The organism is Maricaulis sp., from assembly GCF_030149235.1.
Classification (GTDB): Bacteria; Pseudomonadota; Alphaproteobacteria; order Caulobacterales; family Maricaulaceae; genus Maricaulis.
In genome coordinates this window covers 15,016-39,841 of sequence record NZ_JASBRW010000029.1, presented here as the reverse complement: position 1 = coordinate 39,841, position 24,826 = coordinate 15,016, and the positions used below count along the sequence as shown (strand labels likewise).

At 62.6% G+C, this 24,826-nt stretch carries 20 protein-coding genes; 8 read left to right on the top strand and 12 right to left on the bottom strand.

Features of this window, described 5'->3' with window-relative positions:
- Positions 1–281: 281 nt before the first annotated feature.
- Genes Q1V51_RS04665 through Q1V51_RS04655 form a run of 3 tightly spaced genes read left to right on the top strand, consistent with a single transcriptional unit; the run spans position 282 to position 1,827 of the window.
- Entirely contained in the window at positions 282–746 is a 465-nt protein-coding gene (locus Q1V51_RS04665; protein WP_300553512.1) for a pilus assembly protein N-terminal domain-containing protein, read from the top strand.
- Positions 747–761: 15 nt separating this feature from the next.
- On the top strand, positions 762–1,295 hold the full coding sequence (locus tag Q1V51_RS04660; RefSeq protein ID WP_300553510.1) for a TadE/TadG family type IV pilus assembly protein: 534 nt from the start codon (positions 762–764) through the stop codon (positions 1,293–1,295).
- The gene (locus tag Q1V51_RS04655) at positions 1,285–1,827 is read left to right on the top strand and encodes a TadE/TadG family type IV pilus assembly protein (protein WP_300553507.1); all 543 of its coding nucleotides are present in this window, start codon (positions 1,285–1,287) and stop codon (positions 1,825–1,827) included. Before Q1V51_RS04660 ends, Q1V51_RS04655 begins: the two co-directional genes overlap by 11 nt.
- On the opposite strand, the gene Q1V51_RS04650 is transcribed toward Q1V51_RS04655, so the two are convergent.
- From Q1V51_RS04650 to Q1V51_RS04635, 4 genes are all read right to left on the bottom strand, one after another.
- Positions 1,824–2,621 (bottom strand): aminotransferase class IV, encoded by a 798-nt coding sequence (locus Q1V51_RS04650; RefSeq protein WP_300553504.1) that lies wholly within the window; start codon positions 2,619–2,621, stop codon positions 1,824–1,826. The two genes, Q1V51_RS04655 and Q1V51_RS04650, sit on opposite strands and share 4 nt — an antisense overlap.
- Positions 2,618–3,910 (bottom strand): aminodeoxychorismate synthase component I, encoded by a 1,293-nt coding sequence (gene pabB, locus Q1V51_RS04645; protein ID WP_300553501.1) that lies wholly within the window; start codon positions 3,908–3,910, stop codon positions 2,618–2,620. Before pabB ends, Q1V51_RS04650 begins: the two co-directional genes overlap by 4 nt.
- Positions 3,907–4,677 (bottom strand): tyrosine-protein phosphatase, encoded by a 771-nt coding sequence (locus tag Q1V51_RS04640; RefSeq protein ID WP_300553498.1) that lies wholly within the window; start codon positions 4,675–4,677, stop codon positions 3,907–3,909. The genes pabB and Q1V51_RS04640 overlap by 4 nt, the downstream gene beginning before the upstream one ends.
- Before the next feature lie 103 nt (positions 4,678–4,780).
- Positions 4,781–6,244 carry an AMP nucleosidase gene (locus tag Q1V51_RS04635; protein ID WP_300553495.1) on the bottom strand — a complete coding sequence of 488 codons (1,464 nt, stop codon included), beginning with the start codon at positions 6,242–6,244 and terminating at the stop codon, positions 4,781–4,783.
- Positions 6,245–6,350: 106 nt separating this feature from the next.
- On the opposite strand from Q1V51_RS04635, the gene Q1V51_RS04630 reads away from it, so the two are divergent.
- Positions 6,351–7,163, top strand: a complete 813-nt coding sequence (locus Q1V51_RS04630) for a crotonase/enoyl-CoA hydratase family protein (RefSeq protein WP_300553492.1) — start codon at positions 6,351–6,353, stop codon at positions 7,161–7,163.
- Between the two features lie 27 nt (positions 7,164–7,190).
- On the opposite strand, the gene Q1V51_RS04625 is transcribed toward Q1V51_RS04630, so the two are convergent.
- Positions 7,191–7,535, bottom strand: a complete 345-nt coding sequence (locus Q1V51_RS04625) for a hypothetical protein (RefSeq protein ID WP_300553490.1) — start codon at positions 7,533–7,535, stop codon at positions 7,191–7,193.
- Positions 7,536–7,714: 179 nt separating this feature from the next.
- On the opposite strand from Q1V51_RS04625, the gene Q1V51_RS04620 reads away from it, so the two are divergent.
- Complete coding sequence (locus Q1V51_RS04620; RefSeq protein WP_300553487.1) at positions 7,715–10,291, top strand: bifunctional aspartate kinase/diaminopimelate decarboxylase; 2,577 nt, start codon at positions 7,715–7,717, stop codon at positions 10,289–10,291.
- A 65-nt stretch (positions 10,292–10,356) separates the two neighbouring features.
- Positions 10,357–11,469 (top strand): acyltransferase, encoded by a 1,113-nt coding sequence (locus Q1V51_RS04615; RefSeq protein ID WP_300553485.1) that lies wholly within the window; start codon positions 10,357–10,359, stop codon positions 11,467–11,469.
- A 26-nt stretch (positions 11,470–11,495) separates the two neighbouring features.
- On the opposite strand, the gene Q1V51_RS04610 is transcribed toward Q1V51_RS04615, so the two are convergent.
- The 4 genes from Q1V51_RS04610 to putA all read right to left on the bottom strand — a co-directional run bounded on the left by Q1V51_RS04610 (position 11,496) and on the right by putA (position 19,012).
- Positions 11,496–12,536: a ribonucleotide-diphosphate reductase subunit beta gene (locus tag Q1V51_RS04610; protein ID WP_300553483.1), complete on the bottom strand. Its 1,041-nt coding sequence runs from the start codon at positions 12,534–12,536 to the stop codon at positions 11,496–11,498.
- A 160-nt stretch (positions 12,537–12,696) separates the two neighbouring features.
- The gene (locus Q1V51_RS04605) at positions 12,697–13,530 is read right to left on the bottom strand and encodes a lipid A-modifier LpxR family protein (RefSeq protein ID WP_300553481.1); all 834 of its coding nucleotides are present in this window, start codon (positions 13,528–13,530) and stop codon (positions 12,697–12,699) included.
- Positions 13,531–13,699: 169 nt separating this feature from the next.
- On the bottom strand, positions 13,700–15,595 hold the full coding sequence (locus Q1V51_RS04600) for a ribonucleoside-diphosphate reductase subunit alpha (RefSeq protein WP_300553478.1): 1,896 nt from the start codon (positions 15,593–15,595) through the stop codon (positions 13,700–13,702).
- 294 nt (positions 15,596–15,889) lie between these two features.
- Positions 15,890–19,012: a bifunctional proline dehydrogenase/L-glutamate gamma-semialdehyde dehydrogenase PutA gene (gene putA / locus Q1V51_RS04595; protein WP_300553475.1), complete on the bottom strand. Its 3,123-nt coding sequence runs from the start codon at positions 19,010–19,012 to the stop codon at positions 15,890–15,892.
- A 254-nt stretch (positions 19,013–19,266) separates the two neighbouring features.
- Here putA and Q1V51_RS04590 point away from each other — a divergent pair, with 254 nt between their 5' ends.
- Positions 19,267–20,337 (top strand): glycosyltransferase family 1 protein, encoded by a 1,071-nt coding sequence (locus Q1V51_RS04590; protein WP_366522701.1) that lies wholly within the window; start codon positions 19,267–19,269, stop codon positions 20,335–20,337.
- Positions 20,338–20,355: 18 nt separating this feature from the next.
- On the opposite strand, the gene Q1V51_RS04585 is transcribed toward Q1V51_RS04590, so the two are convergent.
- From Q1V51_RS04585 to phnC, 3 genes are read right to left on the bottom strand one after another with little or no spacing between them, the layout of a single operon-like run.
- Entirely contained in the window at positions 20,356–21,411 is a 1,056-nt protein-coding gene (locus tag Q1V51_RS04585; RefSeq protein ID WP_300553517.1) for a substrate-binding domain-containing protein, read from the bottom strand.
- Between the two features lie 42 nt (positions 21,412–21,453).
- The gene (gene phnE / locus Q1V51_RS04580; RefSeq protein ID WP_300553469.1) at positions 21,454–23,466 is read right to left on the bottom strand and encodes a phosphonate ABC transporter, permease protein PhnE; all 2,013 of its coding nucleotides are present in this window, start codon (positions 23,464–23,466) and stop codon (positions 21,454–21,456) included.
- A complete protein-coding gene (gene phnC, locus Q1V51_RS04575) occupies positions 23,463–24,260 on the bottom strand; it encodes a phosphonate ABC transporter ATP-binding protein (protein WP_300553466.1) in 798 nt (265 codons plus the stop codon). The genes phnE and phnC overlap by 4 nt, the downstream gene beginning before the upstream one ends.
- Before the next feature lie 73 nt (positions 24,261–24,333).
- On the opposite strand from phnC, the gene Q1V51_RS04570 reads away from it, so the two are divergent.
- The gene (locus Q1V51_RS04570) at positions 24,334–24,813 is read left to right on the top strand and encodes an A24 family peptidase (RefSeq protein WP_300553463.1); all 480 of its coding nucleotides are present in this window, start codon (positions 24,334–24,336) and stop codon (positions 24,811–24,813) included.
- Positions 24,814–24,826: the final 13 nt, after the last annotated feature.

Here is a 24,826-nt window from a genome sequence, read left to right as displayed (position 1 = left end):
AAACTTCATTTTTATTACTCCCGTGTAGGTACCTCACCATCAGGAGCCGATCCGTCCCGACCCCTCCTGAACGATGCCCATTAAACACAGGAACAATTTCCATTCAGTAAAAACACGTACTTAACAGAGTCTTTAAATGCCGAAAGCTCGACTATAGTTAACAAATGCAAAATTCATGGAAGCAATTGATTCCGACAATAAATACAGGCCTATTTAGGAAAGATTCAGACGCGCGCGCGATAGTGGCCTCCAGTTTACCCTGGTCCGGACGGAGTACCGCCATGATCGCCCGCCTCGCAGCCCTGTTTACCTTGGCCCTGGTCGCCGCCTTCCCGGCCGCCGCTGATGATGTGGTAATGCCGGCCAACCATGCCGAGGTGGTACGCTTGCCCGGTGAAGCCTCCACCGTGGTGGTGGGAAATCCATCCATTGCCGATGCCCTCGTCCATGACGGACGCACGCTGGTGATCACCGCCCGGCTCCCGGGACGGACGAATATCATTGCCCTTGACCGGGTGGGTCGCGTGCTGATGTCGCGTCAGCTTGTTGTCACCACTGCGACAGACAACCAGATCGCCCTGTTCCGCGGTGCTGAACGCTACACGCTCAATTGCGGCGATGTTTGTGAGGACGTGCCGATGGTGGGCGATGAACAGGCCCGCACCAATCAGCTGTCCGATCAGCAAAGCGATCGCCTCGACGTGGTCTCCATGGCCATGGGCGAGAACTCCGAGGCACCGCAGTAAGCGGGATATCGAGCCATGATCGCTGCCAGCATCCGCTTTCTCAGACGCTTCCGGCGCGCCGAAAAAGGCGCGACCGCCGTCGAGTTCGCCATGGTGGCAGCGCCGTTTTTCTTTCTGCTTTTCGCCATGATCGAAATCGCCGCGGTCTTCTTCACCAGCACCGTGCTGGAAAACGCGGTGCTGGAATCAGCCCGCCAAATCAGGACCGGGCAGGCCCAGTCGGCCGGCATGTCAATTCAGGGCTTCCGCAATGAAGTCTGCCAGCGCGTCGAAGTCATCGCCGATTGCGATCGCCTGGCCTTCGATGTCCGGGTGTTCGAGGATTTCGACGGTATCGACCAGTCCAGCCCGATCCGCGAAGACGGCACGCTCGACACCAGCGGTTTCGGCTGGGACCCCGGCAATGCCGGCGATATCGTCCTGGTGCGTGTCTTCTATCGCTGGCGCCTGATCACCCCGAATATGGGCCGGGCCCTGTCCAATATGAATAACAATCAGCGCCTGATCTCGGCTGCAACCGTATTCCGGAACGAGCCCTATGATGATTGAGGCCGCCAAGACATTCCTGCGACGCTTCCGGCGCAATGAGAAAGGCGTCTCGGCGATCGAGTTTGCCCTGATCGCACCCTTGATGCTGATCATCTATCTCGGTTCGGTCGAGGTCAGCCTGGCTTTGTCGATAGACCGCAAGATCACCTCCACCGCCAGTGCGCTGGCTGATCTCGTGGCCCAGGACGATGTCATCACCGATGATGAGATCCGCGACATTCTCAATGCCGGCGGCGCCATCATCGCCCCCTTCTCTGCCGAACCCCTGGAGATCCGGATCTCAAGTGTCTTCATGGATCTGAGCGGCGATGTGGAGGTTCAGTGGAGTGATGCGGACGGCATGGCCCCTCTGGGCGAAGGCTCGGCCTTTGAACCGCCGGCCGGGGTGCTCACCCAGGGCCGTTCAGTCATCATGGTGGAAGTGGACTATCGCTACGAGACGCTGTTCACCCAGCTGGGCGTCCAGCATTTCGATATATCCGAAGTCTTCTACCTGCGCCCGCGCCGCTCCATGGTGGTCTCGCGCAGCTAGGCCAGCGCATCGCGCCAGGCTTCAACCCAGTCCATATTCACGTCCAAGAGCCGCTCACCAATCGCTGTCACCGGCACAACACCGATCAGGCTGTTGGTCACGATCACGGCCTGCGCGGCGGCCAGCGCCTCCATGCCGTGAGCCCCTTCCTCGACACTGAAACGCCCGCACAGGGCCTCGCGCACAGTGCCGGGCAGGACTGCTCCATTGAGCGCCGGCGTATAGATCCGCTCTCCGCTGAGCCAGAAAATATTGGCGCAATCCGCGCAGGCGATGTGGCCGTCTGTATCCAGCATCAATCCCATATCCGCGCCGGCGTCGATGGCCTCGCGGCGCGCCAGGACATTATCGATATAGCTGAGCGTCTTGTGCCGGGCTGAGGGGCTCGATGCCGATCGGCGGATCGAAGTGAGATGCAGGCGAACAACCTGTGGCGGCGCGGCCAGCGGTGCGCAGCTGAGCCGGCGTGAAACCTCGGGCCTCGCCTCCCGAACAAGACCGCGGGCGCCCTCGCCGGCCGTAAAGGTGAAGCGCAAGGCCGCCTGTGTCAGCCGCGATCGGGCGACCAGCTCCTCGCACAGCCCGGCGAGATCAAGCCCGCCGACCGGGTCGGGCAAGCCCAGTACCGTCGCGCTGTGTCGGATCCGGGCCACGTGCCGGTCGAGATCCTTGACCCGCCCCCCATCGAAACACAGGGTTTCAAACAAGCCATCGCCCAGGAGCGCGCCGCGATCAGAGGCTCCAAATCCAGCATCGGCCGCCGAGCGGAACTCGCCATCGACCCAGATCATCATGCCAGCCTCCCCAGCGCCGCCTTGAGGGCCGAGGCCTTGGCCAGCGTTTCCTCATATTCGGCCAACGGTTCACTGTCCGCAACGATCCCCCCGCCAGAGCGGATGCTGGCCGTCCAGCCGTCCGGCTCCCGGCGCAGGGCGGCGGTTCGGATCATGACGTTGAGATCCATGTCCCCGTCACGCGAGATCCACCCCAGCGCGCCGCAATAGGGGCCGCGGGGCTCGCCCTCCAGCTCGGCGATGATCTCCATGGCGCGGACTTTCGGCGCACCGGTGATCGAGCCGGGCGGGAAGCTGGCAGCGATCAGGTCGACCAGGTCCCGGTCCTCATCCAGCTGCCCGCGGACAACCGAGACCAGGTGATGAACATTGGCATAGCTCTCGACCTCACACAGGAGCGGCACATCAACAGAGCCAGGCCGGCAGACGCGCGCCAGATCATTGCGCATCAGATCGACGATCATCAGGTTCTCGGCGCGGTCCTTGGCCGATGCCGACAGCGCGTCAATCTCTGCCTGGTCGGCGGCGGGATCACTGCGGCGCGGGCGGGTACCCTTAATCGGCCGCGCCTCGACCTCGCCGTTACGCACCGAAAGGAAACGCTCGGGCGAATTGGTCAGCACAACCCGTTCGTCATCGAGGCGCAAATAGGCCGCATGCGGCGCCGGGCTCTGACTGCACAGCCGGGTGAAATAGGCCAGCGGACTATCGCCCCTGCCGAGCCCGGCATCAAAAACCTGGGCCAGATTGACCTGGAACACGTCACCCGCATGGACATAGTCAACCGCGCGGCGTGCTGCATCGAGATAGCGGGCCTGCGGCCAGCGCGGCGCCCAGCGGGCCGAAGTTTGCGGTAGTGGCTGCTGCACGGCGACGGCCTCGAGGGCCGCGATCAGGCGGGCAGCCCCGGCAAGATCTGGCGCATGTGCAACATAGCTTCCGGCATCCCGGTCAAACTCGGCCCAATGTGTGTAGCGCCCCATGGCGATGACGGGCCAGTGCGGTGCCGGCGTCTCGACCTGTTCGAAAGCGCTGGCCAGGTCATAGCCCAGCAAACCGGCCCAGAGCCCGCCGGAAACCGGATCGCGGAACCGCTCACCAAAACGCTGAAACGTCGCAGCTTCATCGCCTTCAACGGTTTCCTCCGGCCAGACGAAAATGCGTGCCCTCCCATTGCGCCCGTCATGCAGGAGCAGAGCATAGGGCTCCGCTTCCAGGGCCGCGAAAGCGGCCAGCGGGTCGACCCACGGCCGCTCCTGATGCACCGGAGAGCTGGCCGCGTTGCTCAAGGCGTGAGCCATCGCTCGCGCAGGGCTGCCCGCTCGGCTTCGCTGATGCCGAGGGTCTCGGTCAGATAGCGCCCGCGATCACCAATCACCTCATAGGCCTGGGCCAGCAGGTCCGCATCGACGCCGAGGAAGGTTCGCAGCGCGGCTTCGTCTACCGGCTTGTCGAGCTGTTCGCTCATGCGTTCCTGAACCTTGGGAACAAGGGTGTCGAAATCCACGGCCGTATTGGTCAGCAGATAATCCTCGAAAATCGTGTCGCGATCGACGCCGAGCTCGTCGAGCACCAGAGCACAGAAAATCCCGGTCCGGTCCTTGCCGGCGGCGCAATGCACCAGGAATCCACTATCGGCCTCGCCCGAGGCCAGCGCCTTGAAGCCCTCGCGGAACACCGCCTGGTTTCCGGCCTCTTGCGGGATCCGGCGATAGGCGCTGAGCATGTAGCCGCGCACAGCGGGAGCTGAGAGGTCGCCCTTGCGCAGAAACTGCATGTGCGGCGGCTCGGAATTGTCGTCCTCGTCGGATTCAATAATCCGGAAAGGCTCGACCTGGGGCCAGTTGGACGGCTCGTTCTGGCGTTCGCGCGGCCGGCGCAGATCCGCGATCACGGCAATGCCAAGATCGGCGATCAGGTCGCGATCGGCCTCGGTAGAGCGGGAGAAATGCCCGGAGCGGAAAAGCCCCTCGCGGACGCGAGCGCCATCGGCGGCGTCATAGCCGTGGAAATGACGGAAATTGTGAACGCCCTCGAGCGGCGTGACCCTGTTCATGGCCCTGAGTTAAGCCGCAGCGCGGCGCGGGGCAAGCGGCTTATTCGATCCGTTTGCGGACCGGCCGTTTATTTCTCGGCCGGCCCTGACCCGGGCATGACATCTATCGGAAGGGAGGCTCGTCGAAACTGCGCAGCTTGCGCGAATGCAGCGCCGCGGCATCGTCGCGCTTGAGAATCTCGATCGTCTCGATCCCCGCGGCCAGGTGTTCCGACACCGAGCGCTGGTAGAAGAGATTGGCCGCGCCCGGCAGTTTGAGCTCGCCGTGCAGGGGCTTGTCTGAGACACACAGAAGCGTGCCGTAGGGCACGCGCATGCGCAGCCCATTGGCCGCGATGGTCGCTGATTCCATGTCCACCGCGATCGAGCGGGACTGGTTGATGCGCCGCGCCTGGGCCGCATAGCGCAGCTCCCAGTTCCGGTCGGCATAGGTTGCGACCGTGCCGGTGCGCAGACGCGATTTCAGCGCCTCGCCGCTATCGCCACTGACCGAGGCCACAGCGTTTTGCAGCGCGATCTGGATTTCCGCGATCGGCGGGATCGGCACTTCCAGCGGCAGATCCTCGTCCAGCACGGCGTCATAGCGCAGATAGGCGTGGGCCAGGACATAATCGCCGAGCCTTTGCGAGTGACGCAGACCGCCGCAATGGCCAATCATCAGCCAGCATTGCGGCCGCAGCACTGCGAGGTGGTCGGTGATGTTTTTCGCATTGGACGGACCGACACCGATATTCACCAGCGTGATCCCGCGCCCGCCCGGCGCCTTCAGGTGATAGGCCGGCATCTGGAACCGGCGCCAGGGTGCACCTTCGATCAGTGCGTGGGCGTTGGGCGTATTGGCATCCACGGTGACATTGCCTGCGGCGGAAAACGACTCGTAGTGATTGTCTTCCTTGAGCTGGCGGATCGCCCAGGCCGTGAAGGCGTCGACATAGCGATGGTAATTGGTGAAGAGGATGAATTGCTGAACATCCTCATACGGCGTGCCGGTATAGTGGCGCAGACGCTGTAGCGAGTAATCGGTACGCGGCGCGTCAAACAGGCTCAGCGGCCGCTGCTCACCGGCCTCGGACGGGCGCAGCCCATTGGGCAGGGCATCATCGATCCTGGACAGGTCCGCATAGGGGAAATGCCGGACCAGATCGGCCGGGTTGGCGGCATTCATGTCGAGATCGTCAGCGCCGTCGAGGACGTAGGAGAAGGGGATCTCCGTATCCGACAGCCCGGTTTCGATGGTGATGTCATAATCATCATCCAGCAGGGTGAGCTGCTCGATCAGATAATCGCGGAACAGGGCCGGATTGGTGATGGTCGAGGCATAGACACCCGGATCGGTGAATTTTCCGAAGGCGCGGCTGACCGGCGGCGGCGGGCCGTCCGGAGCATAGGTGACGCGCAATAGCGGATAGGCGAAAGCCTTTTCGGCCCGCATGTCGGGCGTTGGCGGAGCGCCGCCATCAAGGAAGGTTTTCAGGGCCGTGCGGAGACGATCAACGGAGGCCTGGTAGAGCGCTTCAAGCTGGTCTACCGCCTCTTGCGGCGAAGTCGCAGTGGAGAATTCGGACATAAAAAAGCCGTGTGCCCGATTTTTCCCGGGCCGTAAATGGGGATTGCAAGCCTGAGCCGGTCAGCGCACGGTCCCACCCGGCATCGAGCGGCGGGAGAATTAAGCCATGGCAGAGACAAAACAGTTCGGCGAGCGCGTCGAAATCAGCATCGAAAATCATGTCGCCAAGGTCGAGATGGTCCGCGAGGACAAGCTCAATGCGCTCGACCCGGCCATGTTTGATGCCCTCATCGATGCCGCAGGCTGGCTGCGCGAGAAGCCCCGGGCGCGGGTTGTCGTGCTGTGCGGGCGCGGTCGCATGTTCTGCGCCGGGCTCGACTTCGGCAGTTTCGCCGCCATGGCCAATCCCGGCGAGGAGCGCCCGCAATCGCTCGAGGACCGCACCCATGGCGTGGCCAACAAGCCGCAATACGCGGCCTATGCCTGGCATGAGCTTCCCATCCCGGTGATCGTCGCCATCCAGGGAGGCGCCCTGGGCGGCGGACTGCAGATCGCGCTGGCGGCCGATATCCGAATCGCCGCGCCGGACGCCAAGATCGCGATTGCCGAGACCCAGTGGGGATTGGTGCCGGACATGTCGGGCAATGCCACCGTGCGGCGCCTGGTGCGCGACGACATCCTGCGCCAGCTGACCTACACGGCGGAACGGATTGACGGCGTGCGCGCCCAGTCCGTGGGCCTCGTCACCGAGATCCACGAGGACCCGCTCGCCCGCGCGATGGCCATCGCCACCCAAGTCGCCGGACGCAGCCCGTCCGCCATTCGTGGCTCCAAAGCTCTGCTGAACACACTCGATGACGGCACCAGCGAAAGCATTTTGCTGGCGGAAAGCCGCGAGCAGCAGGCCATTATCGGCAAGCCGCATCAGGTCGAAGCGGTGATGGCCAATCTGGAAAAACGCGAACCGGTCTTCGACTAGATCCCCGCTGGAGAGCCGCCGGCCTGTCTAGTCATGGCTGCTGTCACAATCATTGTCGATGCCGTCACCATCATTGTCGGCGTCGAGCGCCGGAGCGGTGCGGTTAGCTCGGGTCGTGTTGTGATTGGCACAATCCGGGGCGACCACAGACGAGGAATTATTGGAGCGGCTGGAATTATAGTCCTGGGCCCGCGTTCCGTTATCCCCATCCCGGTCTGTATTGACATCACCCGCCGGACCGGCAGCGCTGGTCGTGTTTGAACGACTGGAATTGTAATCCTGAGCCCGGGTCTGCTGTTGCCCGGCATCAGCGAATGCGGGCGCCGACATGGCCAGTATTCCGACACTGGCGATCATCATCACAGATTTCATGAAACCCTCCCGTTTTTTCATGACGCGGAGACTAACACTTCGCCCCCACAACCGGAAATGAACGAGGCCGCCACGATTCCCCTGAGGGGAGGTATTCAGCGCTACACGTGGAAGTGATTGTGCACTGCGACATATATCTGTAATCACCCGGCTCGCCTTGTAGCACTATGGAGAAGATGATGAGTGATGCCCGGAACTGGACGGTTCTGAAATTCGGCGGCACCAGCGTCAAGTCGCTGGCCGACTGGCGCATCATCCATAAACGCGCGGCGGGTCTCAAAGCGGCCGGGAAACGTGTTTTCATCGTTCACAGCGCCATCCGCGGCATCTCCGACGCGCTCGATGCGCTGGCCGGCCAAGCCGTTGCCGGCCGGGCCGACGCCGCGCTAGAACCAATCTTCGAGCGCCACCGCGAACTCGCGGCCGAGCTCGATCTCGACGCCGACACCCTGCTGGCCGTCGAATTCGCTGACCTGTCGCGACTGGCGGCCGGGATCGCCCTGACCCGCGATGCCAGCCCCCGCCTCAAGGCTGAAATCATGGCCAAGGGCGAACTGATGGCGACCCGGCTGGGCGCGGCCTGGCTCAACGCCCAGGGCCTCGCCACCCACTGGCTCGATGCCCGCGATGCTCTGACAGCCCAGACCGATGGACCGGTACAGGGTTATCTGGCGGTCGATTGCGACCATGCATGCGACGACGATTTGCTGGCCCGCCTTGACGAAGAAGCTAGCGGCGGCGTCCTCACCCAGGGCTTTATCGCCCGCCGCCGCGACGGCGACACCGCCCTTCTCGGCCGCGGCGGTTCCGATACATCAGCCGCCTATTTTGCCGCCAAGCTCGACGCCGAGGCGCTGGAAATCTGGACCGATGTACCCGGTTTCTTCTCCGCCGATCCGCGTCTCACGGGCTCGGCCCGCCAGATCAAGGCGCTGAGCTATGACGAGGCCCAGGAACTGGCCTCGATGGGGGCCGGCGTATTGCATCCGCGCACGATCGCGCCGGTGCGCAGGGCCGGGATCGAGATGCAGGTGCTGTGCACCCAGCGCCCCGACATGGCCGGGACGCGTATCAGCGCAGCGCCTTCCGAGGATGCCCCGCGCCTGAAGGCGGTCTCGGTCAAGCATGGCGTGCGCCTGATCACACTCGAGACCGACGGCATGTGGCGCGCTTCAGGCTTCCTGGCCCAGGCCTTCGAACCCTTTGCCCGGCATGGCGTGTCGATTGACCTTGTGTCCACCTCGGAGACGAGCGTCACCGTTTCCCTCGACGCAGATCCGTCACTGACCACCGACCTGATCGAGACGCTAGAAACCGATCTGGCTCGCATCGCCCAGGTCACGGTGATCGAGAATTGCGCCGCTGTCAGCCTGGTCGGACGCGGCGTACGCGCGCTGCTGGCCCAGTTCGGCCCGGCCATGGAAGCCTTCGCCCATTATCCGCTGCGACTGGTCAGCCAAGCGGCGAACGACCTCAACCTCACCGTCGTGGTCGATGGCGATCAGGGCGTGGCCCTGTGCCGGCGCCTGCATGACCAGCTCATCCAGCCCAAACCACTGGACAAGACCTTCGGTGCCAGCTGGCGCGAAATCGGCGAAAGCCCGGCTCAGGAAAGCGCCCTTGCGGCACCGCTCTGGTGGCGCCAGAAGCGTGAAGCCCTGCTCGACCTCTGTCCGGCCGAGGGCGCGCGCTATGTGTACGACCTGGATACCGTGCGGGCCCGCGCCAGTGCCATTGCCGGGCTGAAACATCTCGATCGCGGCTTTTATGCCATGAAGGCCAATGGCCATCCCGACATCCTGCAGGCCGTGGCCGAGGCGGGCATGGGAATCGAGTGCGTCTCGCTGGCCGAGGTTCGCGCCGCCATGGGCGCAGCACCGCAACTGACGGCAGAGCAGATTCTGTTCACGCCCAATTTCGCCCCGCGCTCGGAATATGCCGAAGCCCTCAAACTGGGCGTCCATCTGACCCTGGACGGGCTGCACCCGCTCAAGCACTGGCCCGACCTGTTCGCCGGCGCCAGTGTGACGCTACGTATTAATCCGCAGCGGCCGGAAGGCCATCACAAACATGTCCGCACTGCGGGGCCGGAGGCGAAATTCGGCCTGCACGCGGATGAAGTGGCCGAAGCAGTTGAACTCGCCAAGGCCGCTGGCGCGACCATCACGGGCCTGCACGTGCATTCCGGCTCCGGCATTTCCGATCCGGAGCACTGGCGCCGCGTCGGTCAATTCCTCAGCGAGACGGCCCGGGATCTCAGCGATGTCAAAGTCCTCGATCTCGGTGGTGGCCTCGGAGTCGACGAGGCTTCGGGCCCGCGCCGCATTGATACCGACGCGCTCGATATCATGCTCGGTGAGCTGAAAGCGGCCTTCCCTGATTACGAGTTCTGGCTGGAACCGGGGCGTTTCATCGTTGCCGAGGCCGGGGTGTTGCTGGCTCGCGTGACCCAAACCAAATCGACGCCGGATGCCAATTTCGTCGGCCTCGCGACCGGGATGAACTCGCTCATCCGGCCGGCGCTCTATGGCGCCCGGCACGAGATCGTCAATCTCACCCGGCTGGAGGAAAACGCGGACTGGATCGCCGACATTGTCGGGCCGATCTGTGAAAGTGCCGACAAGCTGGGCACCCAGCGACTGCTGCCAGAAACCCATGAGGGCGATGTCATGCTGGTTGGCAATGGCGGTGCTTATGGCCGGGTGATGGCCAGCCACTACAATATGCGCGAACCGGCAGACGAAGCGGTGATCTGACGCCCTGCCTTGCCCGCCCCTCCAGCATCATGCTTAAGCTGACGACCGAATTCAGGGGATCAGACATGGCGCAATCGGATGCAAACGGGGCGGGCTTGCAGCGGGCTTATCTGCCCGGGCTGGACGCCTTCCGGATCATCGCCTTCGGTCTTGTGACCGTGCACCACTATATCTCGGTCGAGGCGAAATATGCCGGCGACACCCTGCTATCGCCGCAGCTGACCTATGGCATTTCCGGGGTCGACCTCTTCTTCGTGCTGTCCGGCTACATGATGACGCGGCTGTATCTGAACCGCTCGGATGAACGCCGGCCCGGACCGCTGCAATTCATCATCGACCGCTTTGCCCGCGTCTATCCGGTCTACTGGGCCGTGACCGCTGCCTTGGTGGCCGTCTATCTCTATAATTCAGACCTCGTCTTTGGCGGTAGCCGCTATGTCGAACCCAGCCTCGTGCGCTCCTTCCTGCTCTGGCCCGATGTCGGCCCGCCCCTGAATGCGGTGGCCTGGTCGCTGGTCCACCTCGTGTATTTCTATGTTGTCTCGGCGGTAATCCTGAAGCTGCCACACCGCTGGCTCAAACCGGCCATGGCGGTCTGGGTTATCGCCACCCTCGGGCTTTACGCCATCGGTGCGAGCGCCTGGAGCTATGAGTTCGCCGTCTTCGCCAGCCCGCTGACGCTGGAATATGTCGCCGGCATGGTGGTGGCGCTGATCGCAGCGCCGGGCAAGCGCATCGCCATACCGGTCGTTGCGGCCAGTACGGTCGCGATCATCGCTGCGGTCACTTTCATGAATCTGAACGATATCCAGGTGCGCCATATCGAGCCGCTCTACCGGGTCGCCTTCTACGCGCCTGTCCCCGCGCTCCTGATCTGGGGCCTGAGCGGCTGGACGGCGGCGGCGCCCCAGCCGGGCCTGTTCAGTCTCGCCGGTTTAGCCCGCGCCGGCTTCTCGCTTTTCCTGACCCATATCCTCGTGCTCAGCGTGCTGGGCCTGATCTGGGCCCGCTTCGCCCAGCCGGGGCTGTGGGACAATATTCTCGCCCTGCCGATTATGCTGGCTGCCGCCATGGCGGGCGCGATGATCTGCGAGCGCCTCTTCGAAACCCCGATCGCCCGCTTTGTCCGCACCCGGACGCGCAAAAGAAAAGAGCCCCGCTTGCCGCAGGGCTCCTGACTTCATTCCTTTGCAGCGGCTGAGGCCTAAACCGTGCCGACCGGCTCCTTGGCCTTGTCCAGCTTCATCTTGTCGAACATCGACCAGACGCCTTCATCGCCATGCCATTCGCCCTGCGTAGCGCCCTTGGAGTATTCCGTGGCACGGGCCTCGAAGAAGTTGGCGTGCTCGACACCGTTGAGGATTTCCGACAACCAGGGCAAAGGGTGCTCCTTGACGCCATAGAGCGCCGGCAGCTCCAGCTGGCCGAGGCGCCAGTCGGCGATATAGCGGATGTAGTTCTTGATATCGTCCGGCGTCATGCCTTCGACATCGCCCATCTCGAACGCAAGATCGATGAACTTGTCCTCGAGGCGGACAACGGTTTCGCAGCACTGGACGATGTCATCCTTGACCGCCTGGGTCAGGGCACCGGTTTCCTTGGCGAAAGCATGGAAGAGCTTGATCATGCCTTCGCAATGCAGGCTCTCATCGCGGATCGACCACGTCACGATCTGGCCCATGCCTTTCATCTTGTTGAAGCGCGGGAAGTTCATCAGCATGGCGAAGGAGGCGAACAGCTGCAGGCCTTCGGTGAAGGCACCGAACATGGCGACCGTACGCAAGATATCCTCGTTCGATTCGACGCCGAATTCCTGCATGTAGTTGTGCTTGTCGGCCATCGCTTCGTATTCCATGAAGGCCGAGAATTCGCTGTCCGGCATGCCGATGGTTTCGAGCAGAAGCGCATAGGCCGCGATATGGATCGTCTCCATATTGGAGAAGGCCGACAGCATCATCTTCACCTCGGTCGGGCGGAAGACGCGGCTGTAGCGCTCCATATAGTTGTCGTTCACCTCGACATCGGACTGGGTGAAGAAGCGGAAAATCTGCGTCAGCAGATTGCGTTCCTGGTCATTGAGCTTGGTCGCCCAGTCCTTGCAGTCCTCACCGAGCGGAACCTCTTCCGGCATCCAGTGCACCTGCTGTTGCTTCTTCCAGAAGTCATAAGCCCAGGGATAGCGGAAGGGCTTGTAGGAATGGCTGCTGGTAAGCAGGCCGGGTGTCTCGGTGATGATGGTCGACATCGGACGAAAACCTCTGACAAGTGAATCGGCGGCGTTGAAGCTATAACCACAACATATTGCGATAATAGTGAACCAAACGTCTACAGCTTGTTACTGGTCTTCCACAGCTTTGCGCGCCTGAGGCGGTATTTCGCCAGGCAAAACGAGGTCGAAAAAGGCCTTACCAGCGCCAGTTTACGGTTACTGCACCGAACTGTTCGGTCTCGTCGAACGCCTCGGTTCCGGCGCTGTGCTGATACTCACGGCGAACATAGGCCAAGGAAATATCAGCCGATTCACCGAAGCGCACGGCGATCCCGGCCTGCGCATCCCCGACCACTTCACGCCGGGTGAAGGCCATGGCGCGTTCGAAGTCCGCACCTTCTGTCGGGTTGAATAAAAGTGCACGCCGGTCTGCACCCGCGAACATGTACCAGCGCGGCTCATCGCTCAGCGTCGGCCCGAGATGCCGGCCGACACGGACTTCGGCGCCCGCTCCGGCGGCCGTGCCCTCATCACTGACGCTGACTGCGGCCCGCGGCGTGATCGAAATATCAAGATGCTCGGCATCGCCGAGACTGTCGAAACTGCGCTCATAATTCACGGCAACGACGGGATCGCGCTCGATCTCGGCATCCAGCACGATCGGAGAGCGTTCATCGCCATAGGGCGAGAACATCTCGAAGGCGATGTCGGAACTATCATCGTCAATCAGGGCGACCTGCAGCCGGCCGGCATTGCCCAGGTCGATTTCCGTGACCTGGGTCGTGGTCATGGCCGCGAACGCATTGCCACCCACCATGTCGCTTTCAAGCGAAAGCGCAGACAAGGCGACGCGGGCGGCCGGCGCCGAGAGGGGACGTACCTCACCTTCCGCCAGGAACTGATCCTGGATCATCTGGCTGGAACTGGCCCATTCGGTATGCGCGCGGGTCGGCGTGGTCAGGACATAAAACGTCCCGCCGAGCGCGATCATGCCGGCGCAAACCAGTTCTGATGTTCGTCCCAGACGCATGCAACGTCCTCCCCCGTCTCTCAAAAGCATGCCGGGCACGTGATCGCACCTCGTTTCGCCTGCGAGACGAATATAGTTAACGGGAGATCGCCATTCTTGTCCATGAAGATCAAAAAAGACCGCTTCAGAAGTCTGAAGCGGTCTTTGAATTCAGTCGATTAGAGAGATTCTACTGACAGGCGAGACATTCCTCGTAATCGGTAGGAGCGGCATCGCTCATGCTCTTCTCAGCCTCTGATTTCGACTCAGACCCGGCATAGGCCGCGCGCTGGATCGACTTCGAGCGGCAGTAATAGAGCGACTTCACGCCCTTCTCCCATGCCGTCCAGTGCAGCATGTGCAGGTCCCACTTATCGATATCGCCCGGCAGGAAGATGTTGAGCGACTGCGACTGGCAGATATAGGGCGTGCGGTCGGCGGCATGCTCGATGACCCAGCGCTGGTCGATTTCAAAGGCGGTACGGAATAGCGCCTTTTCATGCTCGTCCAGGCAGTCGAGATGCTGCACCGAACCCTCGTGCTCGAGGATGGTGGCCCAGACCTCCGGCGTATTCTTGCCCTTGGCCTCCAGTGCGGCTTCCAGCTGCGGGTTTTTCACCGTGGTGGAACCGGACAGGGTCTTGTGCGTGTAGACATTGGCCGGGATCGGCTCGATGCCGGCGGAGACACCGCCGCAGATGATCGAGATCGACGCCGTCGGCGCGATGGCCAGCTTGTGCGAGAAACGCGCCTTCACACCACTTTCCTCCGCATCCGGGCAAGCCCCGCGCTCGTCGGCCAGCTTCACGGAAGCAGCATCGGCCTGCTGGCGGATATGCTTGAACAGTTTGAGGTTCCAGGACTTGGCCATGGCACTCTCGAACGGAGCATTCATCTGCTGCAGGAAGGTGTGCATACCCATCAGGCCGAGACCGACGGAACGCTCGCGGATGGCGGAGTAGACAGCTCGGTCCATTTCCGCCGGAGCGCGCTCGATGAAGTCCTGCAGGACATTGTCGAGGAAGCGGAAAATATCCTCGATGAATTGCGGATCGTCTTTCCACTCAAGATATTTCGCGGCGTTGAGCGAGGACAGGCAACACACCGCGGTGCGTTCCTGGCCGTTGTGGTCATAGCCGGTCGGCAGCATGATCTCGGCGCACAGATTGGACTGGCGGACCTTGAGGCCCAGCTTGCGCTGGTGCTGCGGCAGGGCGTTATTCACCGTGTCGGAATAGATGATGTAGGGCTCGCCGGTCTGCAGGCGCAGCTCGATGATCTTCTGCCACAGCTTGCGGGCATTGATCGTCTTCACCACTTCACCGGACTTCGGCGACTTCAGCTCAAACTCTTCATCATTGGCAACGGCGTGCATGAAGGCGTCGGAGATGTTGAGACCGTGGTGCAGGTTCAGGGACTTGCGGTTGAAATCGCCCGACGGCTTGCGGATCTCCAGAAACTCTTCGATCTCCGGGTGATTGACGTCGAGATAAACGGCAGCGGAGCCGCGGCGCAGCGAGCCTTGGGAAATCGCCAGCGTCAGGCTGTCCATCACACGGATGAAGGGGATGATGCCGGAGGTCTGGCCGACTTCGCCGATCTTCTCGCCGATCGAACGGACATCGCCCCAATAGGTGCCGATACCGCCGCCATTGGAAGCCAGCCAGACATTCTCGGTCCAGGTGCCGACAATATCGTCGAGCGAATCGCCGACCGAGTTCAGGAAGCAGGAAATCGGCAGGCCGCGATCAGCGCCACCATTGGACAGAACCGGAGTGGCCGGCATGAACCAGAGCTTGGAGATATAGTCATACAGGCGCTGAGCGTGCTCGGTATTGTCGGCGTAAGCGGTGGAGACACGCGCAAACATGTCCTGATAGCTCTCGCCCGGCAGCAGGTAGCGGTCTTCCAGCGTCTTCTTGCCGAAGTCGGTCAGCAACGCATCGCGCGACCGGTCGACCTTGACGCTTTCCACCACGCGCAGGTGCGAAACTGCTTGCGGTTTCGGCTTGCCGCGTTGCGGCTGCGGTACTTTCGGAAGCTCGTTCTCGATCTTGTGCTGCGAGGCCGAATCCAATGGTGTCATGACGCGTGTGCTCCCCAGACCCGAAGGCAAAACTGTCCTGTTCGCGCGAAAATCGGCGTCGCGCGCTCCAATAACCCAAACGGTCGAAAAATCTGTATAGTGTGCCGCTGTGACCAGCCGACCCAACATATAGTGGCTGAGCCCAAATGGGTCGTCAACGCCCGGAATGGTCTTTGAGCGGATTTTTTAGTTAACAAGTCCTGAACGCGCAGGGTGGCTCGTCACGCCCGGTTAACGGGCGTGAAAGGCCTGTGTAGCATGGGTTAACCGCCGTTTACCGAGATTGACCAAGCGTTACGAAAGATTGAGCAGTTCGGGATCGCCACCTTGCGCGGAGATGTTAATCGTCACCGTTTTTTCACCCGCAAATCTGTGCAGGTAATGCGGGCCGCCAGCCTTAGGACCCGTGCCAGACAAGCCCTCTCCACCAAAGGGCTGAACCCCTACAACCGCTCCGGTCATGTTGCGATTGACGTAAACATTGCCGGCCGGCACCAGGGACTGCACTTGGCTGTGGAAAGTTTCCAGCCGCGAGTGAACGCCAAGGGTCAGACCATAGCCCTTGGCCGCCAGAGCGGCCGCCATCGCGCCCATGTCTTTCCGCTTGTAACGCACAACATGTAGTACCGGACCGAAGACTTCACGCTCCAGCAGGTCCAGCGACGGTAGCTCCACAAGGGCCGGACCGAAGAAACAACCGGCCTCGCCGGACAGGCCTGTATCGAGCTGTTTGAGAATCGTCGCCTCGCGACTCATCCGTTCCATATGATCGATCAGAATCTGACGCGCTTCCGAATCAATCACCGGGCCGACATCGGTGGTCGCCTCGGCCGGGTCGCCGATCTGCAACTCGTCCATGGCCCCGCTGAGGGCCTCGATAAATGCGCCTGCGGTATCCTCCGGCAGGAAGATCACCCGCAGGGCGGAACAGCGCTGACCAGCCGACCCGAAGGCGGACAGGATGGCATCATCGACGACCTGCTCCTTGAGGGCCGTGGTGTCGACAAACATGCCGTTAAGTCCGCCCGTCTCGGCGATCAGCGGCGCAATCGCCGTGTCGCGGGCAGCGAGGGCGCGATTGATCAGGCGCGCGACCTCGGTCGAGCCGGTAAAGGCAACACCGGCAGTGCGATTGTCCGAGGTCAGGGCCGCACCGACGGTTTCCCCCTGGCCCGGCAACAGATAGAGCACGTCTTCCGGCAGGCCGGCCGCCTGGAACATCTTGATGGCCTCATAGGCGATCAGCGGCGTTTGTTCGGCGGGCTTGGCCAGCACCGTATTTCCGGCCGCCAGTGCAGCCGCAATCTGACCGGTGAAAATGGCCAGCGGGAAGTTCCACGGGCTGATGCAGACGAAAACACCGCGACCAGTCAGGCCCAGATGATTGGTCTCGCCCGCCGGCCCGGGCATGCGCACCGGGCTCTCGAATTCGCGCTCGGCCTGGGCCGCATAATAGCGGCAGAAATCGACGGCCTCGCGGACTTCATCAATGCCGTCCTGCGCCGTCTTGCCGGCCTCGCGCGCCATCAGCGCGATAAGACGGTCGGTTTGTGCCTCCATGGCATCGGCCATGGCGCGCAGGATCGTGCCGCGCGCGCGGCCGCCCTGTGCGTTCCAGGCCGGGTAAGCCGCCTGCGCTTTGGCAAAGGCCTCTTCAACCAGCGCCGTATCGGCCTCGATGATGGATCCCACCGTGCGGCTGGTATCGACCGGGCTCACGACCGGCTTGGCTTCACCTTTGACCCTCGCGCCGGCGACCAGCGGCTGTGCCACGATCGGTCCGGCCTGGTCGAAGGCCTCCACGGCCTTGGCGAGACGGGCGCGCACAGAGGTTTGCGACAGGTCGACACCCTTGGAGTTGGGACGCTCATCGCCATAAAGACGGCCAGGGGTCGGGATTTTCTGGTGCCGGGTCAGCGCCTCGGCGGCCTCGAACGGGCCACGGGCGACATCCTCAACCGGTACAGCATCATCGAGGAAGGAGTGCACGAAGGACGTGTTGGCACCGTTCTCCAGCAGACGACGCACGAGATAGGGCAAGAGGTCCTCATGGCTGCCGACCGGGGCATAGACGCGCACCGTGCGCTCGCCATGCGCGTCCATCGCGGCGCGGTAGAGCGGGTCGCCCATGCCGTGCAGGCGCTGAAACTCGTAGTTATTGACGCCGGCCTTCTGCGCCAGCAGGCGCACCGAGGCAAGGGTATGCGCATTGTGGGTGGCGAACTGGCTATAGATCTGCTCGGGCGCCGCCAGCATGCGGCGGGCACAGCCGAGATAATTGAGATCGGTGGCCGTCTTGGTGGTCCAGACCGGGAAGTCCGGCCAGCCCATCTGGTGGCCGAATTTGATCTCGGTATCCCAATACGCGCCCTTGACCAGGCGGACCAGGAAACGGCGGCCGGTCTGCTGGGCCAGCTCGACAATCTTGTCGAGCACGTGCGGCGCCCGTTTCTGATAGGCCTGGACCGCGAGGCCGAGCCCGTTCCAGCCCGCCAGCGAGGGATCTCGGGCCAGCCGCTCGAGAATCTTCAGCGAAATGACCAGGCGGTCACTTTCCTCGGCATCGATACAGAAACCAATATCGTGAGCCTTGGCGGCCCGCGCCTGCTCCAGCACCATCGGATAGAGCTCGTTCATCACGCGCTCTTCCTTGATGGCTTCATAGCGCGCATGCAGGGCGGAAAGCTTCACCGAGACGCCGTGGACCTGCTCGATCGGACCGTCACCGCGCGCCTTGCCGACCGCCTCGATAGCATCGAGATAGCGCTGGTGATAGCGCTGCGCATCAGCCGCCGTGCGAGCCCCTTCACCCAGCATGTCGAAGGAGCCGATCTCCTTGTGCTTGGCCGAACGCTTGAGTGCGGCCTCAATCGTGCGCCCGAGGACGAATTGCTCGCCCATGATCCGCATCGCCTGCATGGTGGCAGTCCGGATCACCGGCTCGCCCATGCGCTGGGTCAGCTTTTTGAGATATTGTGTGGGATTGCGGCGCGCTTCGCCGTCGACGTCGATGATCCTGCCGGTCAGCATCAGGCCCAGGGTCGAGGCGTTGACGAGCCAGTGCTCCGACTTGCCGGCATGCTCGCCCCAGTCCCCGTCGGAGATCTTCTCGGCAATCAGCTTGTCCCGGGTTTCACCGTCGGGCACGCGCAGCAGGGCCTCCGCGAGGCACATCAGCGCCAGGCCTTCCTTATTGGACAGGCCGAATTCCTGCAGGAAGGATTCCATCAGGCCGCGCACCTTGGTCGAGACCCGTGCGCGCTTGACCAGGTCAATGGCATCATCGCGCACCCGGTCCCGCTCGGCGGAGGTGAAACCCACTGCGGCGGCAAGACCAGTGACGAGCTCCGCTTCGTCAGAGAATTTATGGAAGTCGATGGCGTCCCAATCGATCGCACTGCGCGTTTGAATATTCACGGCGCACCTCCCTCAGGGCCTGAATTTTGCCGGGAGAATGATCCCGAGTGACGCCCGCGGCAAGCCCAGTGTGCGGTAACTCTTCGCCTGCGTGCTGGAATAGGCTAAACCCTAGTCAGGCAACCCGGAGCGACGCCCGCGTGAAATGGGCGCAAACAGCTGATTATATGAACAAAAAGGCAGAACTCGCGAACAATATCGTGACCACGAACGGCCCTGATGCGGAGGATAGCGAAGAGCGTCCGCAGCGCATCATGCTGGTGACCGATGCGTGGGAGCCGCAAATGAACGGTGTTGTGCGCACGCTTTCGCGCACCGTCGCCGAACTGCGCAAGATGGACCGCGAGGTCGAGGTCATCCATCCGGGGCTCGGTTACAAGACCATGCCGCTGCCGACTTATCCGGAGATCCAGCTCGCCATGGGCGCGCGCAAGGATATTGCGCGCCGCTTCACCGAATTTGAACCGGAAGCGATTCATATCGCCACGGAAGGCCCGCTCGGCATGGCCGCGCGCGGTATCTGTGTGAAGTGGAAAATTCCCTTCACCACCAGCTACCACACGAAGTTCCCGGAGTATGTGAACGCCCGCATGCCGCTGATCCCGCTCGGTGCGGGCTATGCCTTCATGCGCTGGTTCCACAATGCCGGCGGCCGCATGATGGTGACCACGCCCTCCATGCGCGACGATCTCACCCAGCGCGGCTTCAAGAACCTTACCCCCTGGGCGCGCGGTGTCGATATCGACATGTTCAACCCGGCCAAGCGCATGATGGGCGGCGAGGATGTCTTTGCCGGCCTGGAACGCCCGATCTGGGTCAATGTCGGCCGCATCGCCGTGGAAAAGAATATCGAGAGCTTCCTCGAGCTTGACCTGCCGGGCACAAAAGTGGTCGTCGGCGACGGTCCGCAGCTGGAAGAGCTGCAGGCGAAATACGCCGACGCCGTCTTCACCGGCGCCAAGTTCGGCGATGAGCTGGCGCGCCATTTCGCTGATGCCGACGTCTTCGTCTTCCCCAGCTGGACCGACACGTTTGGTCTCGTGAACCTGGAAGCCATGGCCTGCGGCACACCGGTCGCGGCCTATCCGGCGCATGGCCCGAAAGACATCATCCCGGGCTCCGGTGGCGGCTTTATCAATGATGACCTGCGCCAGGCCTGCCTCGATTGTCTCGAGATCGACCGCAGTGCGCCGCGCTCCCATGCGGAAAAACACTCCTGGGAACAGTGCGCGATCGACTTCCTGGCCAATCTCAAACCGCATCCCAAGCCGGAACGGCGCCGCTTCTGGCAACGCCTGCGCAATCGCAAAACCGCGCTCGAATAGGGGCGCCGAGAGCCCGGCCTAGTTCGGGGCTTCCGTCATCGGATGGAGGGCGCGCGCATGCTCGCCTGCAGCAAAACGCTCGTCTTCGAGCAGCGGGATAAGGCCGCGATCGGTGAGATAGCCGAACTCGCCCCAGGCATCCTCGGATACGAATTCCCCGACATAGTCGGAGAGGCCAGAAACCAGGCCGATATGCTGGTTCTTCACATAGAAGAAGAGCGAGCGCGAGATCGGGTATTCACCCGAGGCGATTAGTTCGAACTCGGGGTCAACACCGTCAATCGAGGCGCCGACAAGACGGTCGGAATTCTGGTCGAGGAAAGAAAAGCCGAAGACCCCGAACGCGTCCGGCGCGTTGATCAGCGTCTGCACGATCGCATTGTCGTTCTCGCCGCTGTCGATCCACGCCCCGTCCTCACGGATGCGGCTGGCGATACGGTCGAAACGTTGCGGCTCCACCGCTTCCAGCGCCTCGACACAGGCCACCGAGCGGGCCCCTTCCTTCAAGGCCAGATCGACAAAGGCGTCGCGCGTTCCCGAGGTCGGCGGCGGGCCAAACACCTCGATCCGGACAGGCGGCAGGGACGGATCGACATCCGACCAGCGCCGGGCAGGATTGGGTATGAAGGAAGAGCAGGCATTGTCGGCGGGCACCTCAGCCGCCAGCGCCAGCCAGAGCTCGCGCAATGACAGGGCCAGGGGCGACTCGCCGGTATCGGCATGGCCGAGGACGATGCCGTCAAAGCCGAACTTCACCTCGGTGATCTCACGCACACCATTATTCTGGCAGCGCTCATACTCGGAGGCCTGCATCCGGCGCGAGGCGTTGGAGATGTCGGGATATTCCGCCCCCAGACCATCGCAGAACAGCCGGAAACCGCCACCGGTGCCGGTCGATTCCACCACCGGGGTCGGATATTGCGTGCGCGCCCCGAAACTCTCCGCCACGGCCGTTGAGAAGGGAAACACGGTCGATGAGCCGACAATGCGGATCTGGTCACGCTGCTGCGCATGCGCGACCTGCCCTGCAGCAAGCCCCGCAATCGCGGCCAACAGTATGCCCGTCGTCCTCATCACCCAAACGCGTCCTTGATCAATCGAATGTTTAACCGCGACCTATACCAGCCGTTTGCGTAGCAATTGCGACATCAGGTCGATCGCGCTCACAGCAATCACGATCACCAGTACGATCGCGGCCGTACGTTGATAATCAAAGGCGCGAACAGCTTCGAACAGGATCTGACCAATACCGCCAGCCCCGATGAGGCCGAGCACCGTTGCCGAACGGGCGTTGGATTCGAAGCGATATAGCCCGAAGGACGTCCACAGCGGCGCCACCTGCGGGATCACCGCCCAGATGATCTCGTGCAATGGCGTAGCGCCGGTTGCGCGGACACCCTCGATCGGGCCGTCGTCAACAGCCTCCACCGCCTCCGAGAACAGCTTGGCCAGGACACCGGTCGTGTGCACCGCCAGCGCCATCACACCGGCGAGCGGGCCCAGCCCCACCGCGGCAATGAAGAGCAGGGCGATGATCAGCTCATTGATCGAGCGGAACACGTCCATCAGGCGGCGAACCGGCTGCACCACCCAGCCTGGAGCGACATTGCGCGCGCTCATCAGGCCTAAGGGGATGGCGGCGATGACGGCGATGAATGTGCCCCAGATGGCGATCTGCACAGTGACAATCATCTGCGGCACGGCCTCCGCGATCCCGCTGCGCAGGTCGGTGGAGTATTCGGCCCGCGAAGCGGCATCGAAAATGTTCGACGGGAAGAAACCGGCGATGAATTCGCCCATATCGCCCGCATTCTCGACCAGGAGGTAGGAGCGATCCATGTCGGCGGAATCAAAGCTCCAGACCAGTATCACGATCACGCCGACCGAGATGAAGACATTGATCAGACGTTCGCTCAGCGGCACGCGAGGCCCCGGACCGCGCGGCGCGCTGGCCCACAGCATGATCACCAGAAGTGCACCGGTCAGGCCGAGCAGGACGAAGCCGCCGGAATAGCCGCCAGCCTCGGCCTCGCCAGGGGTGGCACTGGCCTCGTCATCAATGGTCTCGCCAACAGAACTGGCCAGGCTGACCAGGCCACTATTGCCGGCTTCGACCTCGGCCAGGCGGGCCTCCAGATCAGCGATACGGGTCGCGCGTTCCTCTTCGCTGAGCTCCGGGTCGGTACGGGTACGGGTGATATCGCGGACGATTTCCAGCTGTACGATCGGGTCTAGATGCGCGTTCGAAGACGGCAGGAAGGTCCCGAACACCAGCGGGGTGAGGACGTCGCGGGCTTCCTGGATCTCTTCCGGCGTGCCGCGGCGGCCGTAATTCATGAAGAAGTACTGCAGGCGCCGCTTGGCTTCCTCGTCGAGGTCACCGCGCCAGATGATCGGGTCGGTCTGGATCATCGGCGAGCGCCAGATCTCGCGCAGGCTGGCATAGATGTCCGGACGCGAGCGCTGCAGCACCAGCATGTTGGTGGTGTTGTTCGCGGCGACATCGACCAGCTCATTGGCCACCGCCAGGGCGTTGGCCTCGTGGCTGGCATTGCGCACCGAGTTGTAACACTCGTTCGGATCGATACCGCGCGGCGCAAAGATGAAGGCCGAGGGCACCAGGAAGCCGGAGGTGGAATTGGGATCACCCATGCCGAAATCGAGGGACTGATCACAGGTCAGGATATCGTCCAGCGTCTGGATCGGGCTGTCGACCGGGACGAGGAGGATGGAATGATAGCCTTCCGATCCGTCCGGATAGGTCGCCTTGGCGAAGACCTCGCCACCGGCTAGGCGCACCGCCTGCAGGCCGGAGAAGTTGGAGAACCAGGCGACCTGGACATTGTTATAGCGCATGGCCTGGATCACGCCGGCATAGTCGGAGGCGTAAAAGGGCTGGATATTATAGCCGGTCCACTCCGACATGGCGGCGATAAAGGGACGCCAGTTGGATTCCAGATTGGCCGAGCTCTCAGTCGCGATAATCCCGAAATTGATTGTGCGGCGGTCATCGTCGGCGGCATTGGCGCTGTTGCTGCCTGCCCCCGTCGTGGTGTCGGAGCAAGCGGCCAGCGCCAGCAGGAGCGGCGCCATGAGAAGGACTGCGAGACGTTTCATCATCCGGTTCATGCGTCTTCTCCCCCGTAGAAGGCCGCTTCGAATTCGGGGCCGTAGATCTCGATCAGCTTTTCCTTGGTCAGCTCGGCCTGCGGGCCGTCATAGAGGACCTGACCCTTGTTGAGGGCAACGATGCGGTCACAGAACTGCCGCGCATAATCGATCTGGTGCAGGGTCACGACGACGGTCAGATCGTCCTGCTGGTTCAGCTCGCGCAGCAATTCCATCACATTGCGGGCCGAAACCGGGTCTAGCGAGGCGATCGGCTCGTCGGCGAACAGGACCTCCGCGCCCTGTACGAGGGAGCGGGCGATGGCGGCACGCTGCTGCTGCCCACCGGACAGGTTGGACGCCCGGCGCCCGGCGAACTCGGCGATGCCGACTCGGTCGAGCGCATCCATCGCCGCCTGTTTGACCGAGTTGGGGAACATACCCAGCACACCGCGCCAGCGCGGCAGGCGGCCCAACGCACCGAGCAGAACATTGCCGAACAGGCTCAGGCGGCCGACCAGGTTGAATTGCTGGAAGATGAAGCCGAGATGGGAGCGGTTATCGCGCACACCTGGGGCGAGCTTGCCGCCCTCCTGCATAGTCTTGCCGAGAATCGACACCGGTCCGGAATTGCTATCGGCGATCTGCAAGGCTGCAGCAACACGCAACAACGTCGACTTGCCGGAACCGGAGGGCCCGATCAAAGCGACCATTTCGCCGGTATTCACCGTCAGCGATACGTCATCAAGCGCCTTGGTCTCGCCAAATGTCATGCGGACATGATCAGCGTGGAGCGCAGCAACAGCCTCGGCCATGCTTTATTTCCCCTTCGTACTCACCCGTTTTTGGCGTATGCCGATGAGGCTTTTGTGACAAGGGCTGATCCACGTGCTGCTGCACTTTGCCACTTTTTTGCTTCTGGCCGCCCTTATTGCGCTGGTCTGGACCGACACGCAGAGCTTCCGCCTGCCGGACAAAATCACTTTACCGCTGATTCCAGCCGGGCTGGCAGTCAATATCGTGCTGCTCGACCAGATCTGGTCGCCCCTGATCGGCGCGGCGCTCGGCTATGGCATGCTGGTCTCGGTCGAGCTGGGCTATCGCTATCTGCGCGGCATTGACGGGCTGGGCCGCGGCGATGCCAAACTCCTCGCCGCCGGCGGCGCCTGGTGCGGTGCCTGGATGCTGCCGGTGATCTTGCTGATCGGCAGCTGGACCGCCCTGCTCTACGTTTTCCTGGTGGGGCTGGCCGAACGCCGGGCTCCAGACCAGACGACGGCGATCGCCTTCGGCCCCTGGATCGCCTATGGCATTTTCATGGCCTGGTTCTTCCACGCTTTCGGCGCACCGTTCCAGTTGGTGTTCTAGCCAGCTGGTGTTC